General features: G+C 73.2%; 8 protein-coding genes. 1 reads left to right on the top strand and 7 read right to left on the bottom strand.

Translation table 11 applies throughout. The annotated features are described in order from the left end of the window. Positions 1-4 precede the first annotated feature (4 nt). On the top strand, positions 5-1,165 hold the full coding sequence (locus ACTWPW_RS44760) for an acyl-CoA dehydrogenase family protein (protein WP_375108840.1): 1,161 nt from the start codon (positions 5-7) through the stop codon (positions 1,163-1,165). Here ACTWPW_RS44760 and ACTWPW_RS44755 read toward each other — a convergent pair. The 7 genes from ACTWPW_RS44755 to ACTWPW_RS44725 form a co-directional block, all read right to left on the bottom strand. After that, on the bottom strand, positions 1,128-1,892 hold the full coding sequence (locus ACTWPW_RS44755) for a 4'-phosphopantetheinyl transferase family protein (protein ID WP_375108841.1): 765 nt from the start codon (positions 1,890-1,892) through the stop codon (positions 1,128-1,130). The two genes, ACTWPW_RS44760 and ACTWPW_RS44755, sit on opposite strands and share 38 nt — an antisense overlap. Then, a complete protein-coding gene (locus ACTWPW_RS44750) occupies positions 1,883-2,671 on the bottom strand; it encodes a thioesterase II family protein (RefSeq protein ID WP_375108842.1) in 789 nt (262 codons plus the stop codon). The genes ACTWPW_RS44755 and ACTWPW_RS44750 overlap by 10 nt, the downstream gene beginning before the upstream one ends. Next, on the bottom strand, positions 2,668-3,753 hold the full coding sequence (locus ACTWPW_RS44745) for an HAD-IIIC family phosphatase (protein ID WP_375108843.1): 1,086 nt from the start codon (positions 3,751-3,753) through the stop codon (positions 2,668-2,670). The genes ACTWPW_RS44750 and ACTWPW_RS44745 overlap by 4 nt, the downstream gene beginning before the upstream one ends. Beyond that, positions 3,750-4,892, bottom strand: a complete 1,143-nt coding sequence (locus tag ACTWPW_RS44740; protein WP_443172295.1) for an acyl-CoA dehydrogenase family protein — start codon at positions 4,890-4,892, stop codon at positions 3,750-3,752. Before ACTWPW_RS44740 ends, ACTWPW_RS44745 begins: the two co-directional genes overlap by 4 nt. After that, positions 4,889-5,035 carry a hypothetical protein gene (locus tag ACTWPW_RS44735; protein ID WP_443172311.1) on the bottom strand — a complete coding sequence of 49 codons (147 nt, stop codon included), beginning with the start codon at positions 5,033-5,035 and terminating at the stop codon, positions 4,889-4,891. Before ACTWPW_RS44735 ends, ACTWPW_RS44740 begins: the two co-directional genes overlap by 4 nt. A 123-nt stretch (positions 5,036-5,158) precedes the next feature. After that, on the bottom strand, positions 5,159-6,007 hold the full coding sequence (locus tag ACTWPW_RS44730) for a 3-hydroxyacyl-CoA dehydrogenase family protein (RefSeq protein WP_443172294.1): 849 nt from the start codon (positions 6,005-6,007) through the stop codon (positions 5,159-5,161). A 32-nt stretch (positions 6,008-6,039) separates the two neighbouring features. After that, complete coding sequence (locus ACTWPW_RS44725; protein WP_443172293.1) at positions 6,040-11,961, bottom strand: KR domain-containing protein; 5,922 nt, start codon at positions 11,959-11,961, stop codon at positions 6,040-6,042. Between the last annotated feature and the right edge of the window lie 14 nt (positions 11,962-11,975).

Genomic DNA, 11,975 nt, shown 5'->3' with positions numbered 1-11,975 from the left:
GCACATGAAGCAGCCCGAGTACCTGCGGACCGTGCAGGGCTTCGCCCGGCGCGAGCTGCTGGGCAAGGAGCCGTACCTGGACTCGCTGGCCGAGGCGCCGCTCCCGCTCTACCGGCGCTTCGCCGACACCGGCCTGGCGAACTGGTGGATGCCCAAGGAGTTCGGCGGCCTCGGCATGGGGCTGGAGGAGAGCGTGCGCATCACGGCCGAGCTGGCCTACGCCGACGCCGGCGCGGCGTTCACGCTGTTCATCCCCGTGCTGGCGACGAGCATGGTCTCCTGGTACGGGAGCGAGGAGCTGAAGGAGCGCCACCTCGGCCCGCTCGTGGCCGAGAACGCCTTCTGCTCCACGCTGGGCAGCGAGCACGCGGCCGGCAGCGAGCTGGCCAGGATCACCACCACGGCGCGGCGCGAGGGCGACACGGTGGTGCTCGACGGTCAGAAGGCGTTCTCCACCAACACCGGCTTCGCCCGCTTCATCGTCGTGATCGCGCGCGCCCAGGAGGACTCGTCGGGGTACCTGGCCGTCCTGGTGCCGCGCGACACGCCGGGCGTCACGGTGGAGAAGCGGTGGGACGTCATCGGGCTGCGCTCGTCGGCGACCTACCAGGTCTCCCTGTCCGGCGTGCGCGTCCCGGCCGGGAACGTGCTGCGCGGCAACGGCCTGCGCCTGCTGGAGGTGGGGCTGAACGCCAGCCGCGTCCTCATCGCCACGACCGCGCTGGGCATCGCCCGGCGCGTGCGTGACGTGTGCATGGAGTACGCCAAGTCCAAGTCGGTCAAGGGGGCGCCGCTGACGGCCAACTCGGTCTTCGCCGGCCGGCTGGGCCAGTTCGAGATGCAGATCGAGGTGATGGCCAACCAGTGCCTGGCGGCGGCGCGGGCGTACGACGAGATCGCGGCGCGGCCGGACGCCGGCGAGGAGTTCCTGCGCGTGGGCACGCTGAAGCAGGCGCTGACCACGAAGATGTTCTGCGGGCAGACGGGCTGGCAGATCGCCTCGACGGCGTCGGAGATGTTCGGCGGGATCGGCTACACGCACGAGATGGTCATCGGCAAGCTGCTGCGCGACATGCGGTACGTGTCGATCGTGGAGGGCGGCGACGACGTCCTGCGGGACCTGGTGTTCAGCCGGTACGTGGTGCCGGTGTCGAAGCGATCGTGACCACCGCGGCGGCGTAGCCGGGGGCGACGTCGAGCCAGCGGACGGGACCACGGAGGGAGCGCGACCGGACGGAGGTCGCGCTCCCTCCGCGTGCGCGGACCTCTTCGCCTGCGCGGACGCCTTCCCGTGCGTCGGCGTCTTCGCGTGCGCCGGCGTCTTCGCGTACGCCGGCGTCTTCGCGTACGCGGACCAGGACGTCGCGGAGGCCGCCCAGGCCCGCGCCGGTGGCCTTCACGAACGCCTCCTTGGCGGTCCACAGGCGGAAGTACTCCGCCAGGTCCGCGCCGGGGCCGGCGGCGAGCAGCCGGGCCACCTCCTCCGGCTGGTACAGGTGCCGGGCCAGCGCCAGGTGGTCGAGGTCGGCGCGGACGCGCTCGACGTCCACGCCCACCCGCGTCCCCTCGGGAGCGACCGCGACCAGGGCCCAGGCGTCGGAGTGCGACAGGTTGAAGTCGGGCGCGGGCCGCCCCTCGCCCAGGTCCAGGCAGGGGCGGCCCGACGGGTCGGTGGTGAGGCGGAGCTGCCCGGCGGGCATGCCGCAGGCCCGCCCGAGCACGGAGCGCAGGGCGGCGTGCGCCACCACGTAACGGCTCCGGTCGAGCGGGCCTGCCAGGGCCCGCGCCCGCTCCCGCTCGGCGTCGGACAGGCAGCTCCACCAGCCCGGCCGCTCGGGCCGGTCCAGGTGCACCCGCCAGACCCGCACGGTCCCGGGCGGCTTCACACCCACGGCCGCAGCGCCTCCGCCACGATCCGGTGGGTGCGCGGCGCCTGCTCGAAGACGGCGAAGTGGCCCCCGTCGAACAGGTGCCGCGCGAAGTTCCCGCTGGTCTGCTCCCGCCACCCGTCCGCCTTCGCGAGCGTGACGCGCGGGTCGGACCTGCTGGGCAGCGCCGAGATCGGCAGGTCGAGCGGGGGCTCGTCCTGGTAGAGGTAGGTTTCCTTGACGGTGAAGTCGGCCCGTACGGCGGGCAGGATCATCTCCAGCGCCTCCGGGTCGGCCAGCAGCCACTCGGGCGTGCCGCCCAGCCTGCGCAGCAGCTCCACCACCTCGTCCCGGTTCATCTTCCGGACCATGGGCCCGTCCTCGTAGGTGACGTGCGGGGCGTCGGAGCCGGAGACGAACAGGTGCACGGGCTGGGGGCCGCCGCGCCGCCTGACCTCGCGGACCACCTCGAACGCGACGAGCGCGCCGAGGCTGTGGCCGTACATGGCGTACCTGCGGCCGGCCGCGGACGTCTCCACGTCCGCGAGCACGGCGTCGGCCAGGTCGGAGGCCAGCCGCGGCATGCGTTCGTACGGCGGCTCCCGGTGCCTGGACTCCCGGCCCGGCGGCTGCACCGGCTGCACGGCCACGCCGGGCAGCTTGCCCTGCCACATGCGGAACGCCGAGGCGGCGCCGCCCGCGTGCGGCAGGCAGTACAGCGGCAGCGCGCCGGGCTCCGCGCCGGTGAGGGCGCGGAACGGCAGCCACCGCGACAGCACGTCGTCACTGACGGCGACGGTCATCGCTCGATCTCCAACCGGACGTACGGGGGCGGCGGCTGCACCTGGCTCAGGTCGGCCTCCAGCACCACCTGGGCACCCTCCCTGCTCACCTCGCGGAAACCGGCGAAGGCGTAGGTCACCTGCATCATCCGGTTGCGGCCGGTCTCCACGAAGTCGGCCCGCACCGCCGCACCGGCCTGCGCGGCCTCGCGCAGGATGTGGTTGAGCATCACCATGCCGACGCCGCGCGACATCACCCGGCACGACATGAGCATCATGCGCAGCCACCAGACGTCCTGCCGCTTCTCGACCAGGGCCAGCCCGATCTTGCCGTAACTGCCGAACCTGTCGGTGAGCGAGGCGACCAGCAGCAGGTGGTCGGGGGACTCGCGCAGGGCGTCCAGCTCCTCGTAGGAGTAGGTGCGCCCGGTGGAGTTGAGCTGGTTGGTGCGGACGGTCAGCTCCTCGGCCCGCTGCAGGTCCTCGCGGCGGGCCGGGGCGATGGTGAAGGCCATCTCCAGGCCGGCGAGGAACTCCTCGTTGGTGCCGACGAAGGTGCCCTCCAGCTCGTCCCTGGCGAGCTGGCCCTGGTACATCTCGCGCCGCCGCGCCGACTCGTCGGTGACGAACCGGGGCCGGAACTCGGGCCTGGCCAGCGCCTCGTCCAGCTCCAGGACGTCGACGCAGATCACCTCGGGCAGCTCGTGCGTCACCTCGGCGCGCTCGAACTCCTGGTCGTCGACGAACGCGAAGGCGTCCATGCCGAGGTTGAGCGCCTTGGCGATGTTCTTGATGGAGTCGGACTTGGCGTTCCAGTTGATCTGCGGATACAGGAACAGGTCCGCGAGCCCGAGCTCGGTCAGCTTGGCCATCGCCGTCTCGTGGTCGTTCTTGCTCGCGATCGAGTGCAGGACGCCCTTGCGGTCGAGGTCGCGGATGCTCTCGACGACGGCCGGCCGTACGGTGACCTCGCCGTCCTCCAGCAGCACCCCGTTCCACAGGGTGTTGTCCAGGTCCCACACGATGCACTTGACGCGGCCCCGCCGCGGTTTCTCCGGCGCCGGGGCGAGGCCGGAGTCCTGGCGCTCGGTGGTCACGCTCATCTCGTCATCTCCCGCTCTGCCTGGCCTGCGATGGTGATGCGCTGGATCTCGTTGCTGCCCTCGATGATCTCCATGACCTTGGCGTCCCGGTAGAACCGCCCCACGGGGTAGTCGGGGCTGCACCCGTTGGCGCCGTGGATCTGCACGGCCTCGGCGGCGTGCCGGACCGCGGCGGTGGAGGCGAAGTACTTCGCGATCCAGGTCGCCATGATCGTGCCCGACTCCCCCGCGTCCTTCAGCCGTCCGGCCTCGGCCAGCAGCAGCCGGGCCGCCCGGGTGTCGGTGACCATGTCGGAGAGCTTGGCCTGGATCAGCGGCAGCTCCGAAAGCGGCCGGCCGCCGACCCGCCGCTGGGCGGCGTAGGAGACCGACGCCTCCAGGCACGCCTGGAGGATGCCGATCGAGCCGGCGGCCACGCTGTACCGGCCGAGGTCCAGGGTGCCGGTCAGCACCATGCCCGCCGTGAAGCCGCTCGGCCCGAGCAGCGCGTCCGGGCCGAGCTCGACGTCGCTGAAGGTGATCTCGGCCAGCATGGAGGCGCGGGTGCCCAGCATGTCGTCGATCGGCGTGACGTGCACGCCGGGCGCGTCCCTCGGCACGAGGAACGCGCCGATGCTGCCGCCGGTACGGGCGAACACCAGGAACAGGTCCGCCCGCTGACCGCCCGTGGTCCACTTCTTGACCCCGTTGAGCATCCAGCCGTCGCCGACCTCGACTGCGGCCGTGGTGATCCCCGAGGTGTCGCTGCCGGCACCCGGCTCGGACAGGCAGAACGCGCCGAGCACGTCCCCGGCGACCAGCCCTGGGGCCCACCTCGCACGCTGCTCGGGGGTGCCCCACCGCTGCAGCGTCCAGGAGACCATGGTGTGCACGGTGAGCAGGCTGCGCAGCGAGGAGCAGCCGCGGCCCACCTCCTCGTGCACCTCGCCGAGCGTGACCAGGTCCATCCCGGCCCCGCCCGACTCCGGGGGCAGGAACGGCGCCCACAGACCCGCCGCGGCCACCTGCCGCAGCAGGTCCTCGGGGACACGGCCGCTCCTGTCGTAGTCGTCCGCGTACGGCACCACGTGGGTGTCGACGAACGCCCGCGCCGAGCGCCTGTCGACGACCTGGGCCGGAGCCGGTGCGGTGAGCGTCACGCGACGGCCAGGGTCGGCGAGAGCCGGACCACGAGCTCGGCCATGGAACTGGCGGTGCGGAAGTTGTCGATGCGCAGCTCCTCGTTCGGGATGGTGACGCCGAACGTCTTCTCCACGAACATCACCAGCTCCATGGCGAACAGCGAGTTGACGAAGCCCAGCGCGAAGATGTCCTGCGTCTCGTCGATCTCCGCCTGGGGGTACCTGCCGCGGACGAAGTCGAGGATCTGCTCAGTGGTGGTGTGCGACATGTTCTATGACTCCATTCAGTTCGTTGCGTAGGTGTAGAAGCCACGGCCGGACTTGCGGCCGTGCAGCCCGGCGTCGGTCATCTGCTTCAGCAGCGGGCACGGGCGGTACTTGCTGTCGGCGTAGTGCTCGTAGAGCACCTCCACGCTGTAGAGGATCGTGTCCACGCCGATCAGGTCGGCGGTCTCCAGCGGCCCCATCGGGTGGCCGAAGCAGCTCCTGAAGACCTCGTCGACCGACTCGGCGTCGGCCACGCCCTCGTGGACGAGGTACGCGGCCTCGTTGACGGTGAGCATCAGGACCCGGTTGGAGACGAAGCCGCAGGAGTCCTTGACGTCGATGGCCTTCTTCCCCATGGCGGTCAGCAGGTCCTTGGTGCGCTGGACCGTCTCGGCCGAGGTGTGGAAGCCGGGGATCAGCTCCACGGCCGGCTTGGCGGGCACCGGGTTCATGAAGTGCACGCCGATCACCTTGTCGGGCCGCCCGGTGACGGCCGCGACCTTGGTGATGGGGATGGCGGAGGTGTTGACCACGAACACGGTGTCGGGGCCGCATGAGAGGTCGAGCGTCTCGTACACCTCCCGCTTGACGCCCCAGTCCTCGGTCACGTTCTCGATGACGACGTCGCACTTGGCCGCGCCCGCCGCGCCCACCGCGGTGGTGATCCTGGCCAGCACCTCGTCCGGGTCCAGGGCGGGGCCGCCCATGAGGCGGCTCATCCTGGTGTTGCGGGCGATGATCCCCAGCGCCTCGCCCAGGGTCTTCTCGTCCTTGTCGATCAGCACCACGTCGTGCCCGGTCTGGGCGAGGTTCTGCGCGACGCCGACGCCCATGACACCGGCGCCGATCACTCCGATCACGGTCATGTCCGCTCCGTTCCGCTCATGGTGGTTCTCCTTCATCGGTTTCTCGTTGGTGCGGTTGCAGCGGCTGCCGCGCGCCTGCGGGAGGCCGAGGCCTCCAGGCCCGAACGGCGCAGCTGGGCGCGTACCTGGCTGCCGCCGTCGGGCTCCGTGACCGGCGCCGTCCCCGAGGTGAGGGCTTCGACGGTCTGGCTCAGCGCGGCCACGGTGGGCGCCTCGTAGAGGATGTGCGGCGGCAGCTCGTCGAGGTCGAAGGCGCGGCGCACCGAGGCGACGATGGCCACGCCGAGCAGCGAGTTCCCGCCCAGCTCGAAGAAGTTGTCCAGGGCGCCGATCCGGTCGAGCCGCAGCGACTCGCGCCAGATCGCGGCGATGGCCTCCTCGGTGGGGCCGGTGGGCTCCTGGTAGGAGGTGACCAGCTCCGGCCTGGGGTGCAGCTCGGTGGCCGCGCCGCCCACGGCCGGGGAGGTGACGGCCTCCAGGGTGAACCGGGCGCTGCCGCGTACCAGCGTGGGGTAGTCCTGGGTGGAGATCACGACGCGCGGCTCGCCGGTGGCCAGGGCCCGCAGCAGCGAGCGCCAGCCGCCGGCGAAGTCGATGCCGACCCGGGCCCGGTTCTGCTTGAAGAAGTCGCGCAGCGCCTCCTCGTACCCGGCCAGCCCGGCCTCCCAGGCGTTCCAGGTCCACTCGCCCCAGTCGACGGCCAGCACGCGGCGGCCGGTGGCGGCCAGCTTGCAGGCGTAGCCGTCCAGGAAGGCGTTGGCGGCGCAGTAGTCCACCTGGCCGGGGCCGCCGCCGGTGGCCGAGGTGATGGAGGAGAACAGGACGAGGAAGTCCAGCTCGATCTCGCCGGGACCGCCGATCCCGAGCGCCTCGGCGATCGCCAGCGTGCCGGCGACCTTGGGGGCCAGCACCTCGTCCAGCTCCTCGGGCCGCTTGAACTGCATCAGGCCCATGCCGGGCACGCCCGCCGCGTGCAGCACGCCGTGCAGCGCGCCGAAGCGGGTCAGGGCGACGTCCACGGCGCGGCGGACGTCCTCGGCGCGCGCCACGTCACCGGTGACGATCTCGACCTCGGCGCCGAGGTCGATCAGGCCCGAGACCTGGGCGACGCGCCTCCTGGTGGTCTCGTCGGCCGCGTCCCCCGCCAGGATGCCCGCCCAGCGTTCCCGGGGCGGCAGGCCGTTCCTGGCCAGCAGCACCAGCTTGGCGCGGAAGTCGCGGGCCAGGTGCTCGGCCAGGCCGAGGGCGATGCCGCCGAGGCCGCCGGTGATCAGGTAGACGCCGCCGTCGCGGAGGGGCGCGGCCTGCGGGCCGGCCGGCATCTGCTCGTAGCCGGGCAGCCAGCGGCGGCCGCGGCGCAGGGCCACCGTGCGGTCGGTCTGCGGGCGGGCCAGCTCGGCGACGAGCGCGGCCAGGTCGGACGTGGACGGGTCGCCCGGCAGGTCGACCAGGCGGGTGGTCACGCCGGGGTACTCCAGCGGGATCACCAGGCAGGGGCCGGTCAGGGTGGCGCCCTCGGGGTGGGTGAGCTCGGCCCCGATGACCTCCTGGGTGCCGGAGACGGCCACGTCGAGGGACCACTCGCCGATCCCCGACTCGCCCGCCGCCCTGGCGAGTGCGACGAGGGTGTGCAGGCCGTGGGCGGTGGTGTCGGTCCCCGGCTCCAGGGTCCACAGGTGGACGACGCGGTCCAGGGGGCGGCCGGCGGTGCGCAGGTCGCGGAGCAGGGCTCGCAGGTCGGCCGGGTTGCCGGGTCTGACCGTGTGGCCGTCGGGGGTGGCGGTGTAGGCGTCGCCGGGGCGTACCAGGGTGACGGGGGCGCCGGTGGCGCGCAGCAGGTCCGCGGCGGCGTCGGCGAGGCCGTCCCGGGTGAAGACCAGCCACGAGCCCGGCTGCGGGTCGGCGGGCGCGGGGGGCGCGCTCTGCCGCCACACGGGCAGGTGGAGCCAGCGGTCCTCGGGGAGTTTGGGCAGGCTCGTGATGGCGTCGAAGAGGTTGTCCGGCTCGGCCGCCAGGAGCTCGCCGGGGCGGCGGGCCGGGGGGTCGATCCAGTGGTGCTGCCGCTGGAAGGGATAGGTGGGCAGCGGGATCCGGCCGGGGAACGCGGCGGGATCGGCCCGCCACACCCCGCCGTCGCGCGGCTCGTCGTGGTGGGGCCTGCCGTGGTAGGCGTCCCAGTCGAGGGTGACGCCGCACAGCCAGAGCCGGGCCACGCAGTCGGCGAGCGTCAGGTCGCCGGGCCTGGGGTCGCTCGCGGCGGGCAGCGTGTGGGTGATCAGCGGCCAGCGCTCGGGCGGGCAGCCCGCGCCGCGTACCAGGGCGCCGAGTGACTGTCCCGGCCCGATCTCCGCCACGGCCAGCTGGGGGTCGGCCAGCAGCGTGTCGATCCCGTCCGCGAATCGGACGGTCCCGCACATGTGCCTGGCCCAGTAGCCGGGGTCGCACACCAGCTCCGCGCCGGCGATCTCGCCGGTCAGGTTCGAGATGTACGGCAGGGCGGGCGGGTTCAGCTCCACGTTGGCCTCGACCCACCGGGTCAGCTCGTCGCTCAGCGGCTCCAGCATCCGGGAGTGGAAGGCGTGGGTGGTCTCCAGCGGGCGGCACGGGATCTCGGCCGCCCGCAGCTCGCCGGCCAGCCGCGTGACGGCCTCGCTCGGCCCGGCGACCACGGTGACCTGCGGGCCGTTGACGGCGGCGAGGTCGAGGCCGCGCTCGTCCAGGCGGAAGCGGCGGCGCAGCCGGTCGGCGGGCAGCGACACCGCGAGCATCGACCCGGCGGGCAGCCCGGCGATGAGCCTGGCCCGGTGGGTGACCAGGGCGAGGGCGTCCTTGAGGGACAGCACGCCCGCCAGGGTGGCGGCGACGTACTCGCCGAGGCTGTAGCCGAGCATGATCCGCGGCTGGATGCCCCAGGAGATCAGGGTGCGGGCGAGGGCGTACTCCACGGCGAACAGCGCGGGCTGCACCACTTCGGTGCGTTCGAGCGCGGCGGCCCGCCCGTCACCGTTACCGGCGTCGCCGTTTCCGTTACCGGCGTCGCCGTTGCCGTTTCCGTTGCCGTTGCCGTTGCCGTTGCCGTTGCCGGCGCGGGCGCGGCCGAGCAGGGCGGCCAGGTCAGCGCCGCCGCCGCGCTCGCCGGTGAGCAGGTCGCCCAGGTCCACGCCACCGGCGCCGTCCACGCCGAGATCCGCGAGCAGGGTCAGGCATTCGTCCAGCGCGGCGCGGAAGGCCGGTTCGTGCCGGTGCAGCTCGCCGGCCAGGCCGGGGTACTGCTCGCCGACGCCGTGGAAGAGGAAGGCGACCTGGCGGCCCTGGACGGTATCGACCCGTCCCAGCAGCCCCCCGCCGCCGCTCAGCGCCCGCGCGGCGGCCCCGTGCTCGGCGGCGACCAGGGCCCGCCGGTGCTCGAACGTCTTGCGCCCGACCTGCAGCGTGTACGCCACGTCGGCCAGCCGGGTGCCCGGCTCGGCGGCCAGGTGCCGGCCGAGCCGGTCGCACGCCTCGTCGGCGGGGGCGGAGTTGCGGGCGGAGACGGGCAGGACGTGGTGGCGGTGCGCGGCAGGCTCGGCCGGCTGCTTGGCGGGCGGCTGCTCGACCACCATGTGGACGTTGGTGCCGCCCATGCCGAGGGAGTTGATCCCCGCGATGCGGGGACGGTCGTCCCGGGTGCGCCAGGGTGACAGCTCGGTGTTCACGTAGAACGGGCCGTTCTCGAAGTCGATCTCCGGGTTGGGGCTGGTGTAGTGGAGGCTGGGCGGGATCACGGCCTCGCGCAGCGCGATCGAGGTCTTGATCAGCCCGCTGGCCCCCGCCGCCCGGTCCAGGTGCCCGACGTTGGTCTTGACCGAGCCGATGGGGCAGTACCCCGTGTCGTCGGTGGGGCCGAAGGCGCGGGTCAGGGCGGCCACCTCGATGGGGTCGCCCAGCTCGGTGGCGGTGCCGTGCGCCTCGATGTAGCTGATGTCGTCGCCGGTGACGCCGGCGTCGGACATCGCGTCGGCGATCACCCTGGCCTGCCCGACGATGCTGGGGGCGGTGTAGCCGACCTTGAGCGCGCCGTCGTTGTTCATGGCCGATCCGCGGATCACGGACCAGATGTGGTCGCCGTCGCGGACCGCGTCGGACAGCCGCTTGAGCAGGACGACGGCCGCGCCGTCGCCGAACATGCTGCCCCTGGCCTGGGCGTCGAAGGTGCGTACGTGCCCGTCGGGCGACTCCTGGCCGCCGGGGCCGAACAGGTGGCCCACCCGGTCGGGCACGCGGATGGAGACGCCGCCCGCCAGGGCCAGCTCGCACTCACCGGCGCGCAGGCTCTGCACCGCCAGGTGGGCGGCGACCAGGGACGTGGAGCAGAACGTCTGGACGGCGACGCTGGGGCCGTACAGGTCGAAGAGGTAGGAGACGGTCGTGGTCAGGGCATCCTTGTCGTTGCCCATGATGACCTCGAAGTCGCTGAACTCCTGCTGCCCGCCGCCGAGCAGCTCACCGGTCAGCCGGAGCAGGTAGGTGCTGATGTTGGCGCCGCCGAACACGCCGACCCGGCCGCGGTGCTCCGGAGCGGCGTACCCGGCCTGCTCCAGCGCCTCCCAGCAGACCTCGAGGAAGGCCCGCTGCTGCGGGTCGGTGATCGCGGCCATGCGCGGGCTCATGCCGAAGAAGGCCGCGTCGAAGCCGCCGATGTCGTCCAGCACCGGGCGGGCGGGCACGTACGCCGGGTCCTTGACCTGCTCGGGGTCCACGCCGGCGGCGATCAGCTCCTCCTCGGAGAAGAAGCTGATGGACTCGACGCCGTCGCGCAGGTTCCGCCAGAACGTCTCCACGTCGGGGGCGCCGGGGAAGCGCCCCGCCATGCCGACGATCGCGATGCGCCGGTCGTCCTCGCGCACCTCAGCGAGGCCGGAGGCCGGCTGACCCGTGACGGGGTCCGGTGGCGCGGACCGCCCGGTGACGCGGGCGGGTGCGGACCGCTCGGCGGCGCGGGCGGGTGCGGGCCGGGGCGTGGAGCGTTCGTCGAGGACGGCGGCCAGCGTGTGCACGGTCGGCGCCTCGAACAGCACCACGGTCGGAACCGCGACGCCGAACCGCTGCTTCACCAGCGCCAGCATCTGGAGCGCCACCAGCGAGTTGCCGCCGAGATCGAAGAAGTTGTCGCGAGTGCCGACCGGCTCCACGCCGAGCACCTCCGACCACAGCGCGGCCAGGTCGCGCTCGGCCTGGTTGAGCGGCGGGGTGTAGGGCTGGGGAAGCTCGGGACGCGGAAACCGGTCGCCGGACGCGGGCGCCGTGACGGGCACCTTCCTGGGCAGCCGGTCGTCCAGGCCGCCCGCCGCCACCACCAGGGAGGGACGGGGGTCGGCCAGCAGCCGGTCGAAGGCCGCCAGCGCCTCGTCGGCCGACATGGCGTGCGCGGCCATCGCGGCGCCCAGGCCGCCCTCGATCCGGTCGAGGGTGACCGACCAGGTGTCCCAGTTCGCGGCCACCCAGCCCGGGTGGCGGTGGGCGAGCGCGGTGAGCGCGGCGTTGGCCGCGGCGTAGGAGGCGAACGTGATGCCGCCGAGGAGGGCCGAGGTGGAGGAGAACAGGACGCAGAAGTCCGGCACGGCCTCGAGGTCGGCGAGCACCTGCTCCAGCACCAGGGCGCCGGTCACCTTGGCGGCGAAGTGCCTGGCGACGGCGGCCTCGTCGAGGTCGCGCAGCGGGAGGAAGGTGCCGGGGGAGGTCTCGGCGGCCGCATGGACCACGCCGCCGAGCGGGTGACCGGCGAGCGCGCCGGCCAGCACCGTACGCATGGCGGCGGCGTCGGTGACGTCCACCCGCGGGGTCAGCACCTCGGCACCCAGCTCGCGCAACCGGCGCACGGCCCGGTGCCGGGGGTCGCCCTCGTCGTCGGGCACGCCGCCCCGGCTGGTCAGCACGAGCCGGTCGGCCCCGGCCCTGATCAGGTGCTCGGCCACGAGCAGCCCGACGT

It is taken from the genome of Nonomuraea sp. KM90, assembly GCF_052246675.1.
Lineage (GTDB): Bacteria > Actinomycetota > Actinomycetes > Streptosporangiales > Streptosporangiaceae > Nonomuraea.
The sequence above is the reverse complement of the archived record's forward strand: the minus strand, read 5'-3'. Positions and strand labels throughout refer to the sequence as shown.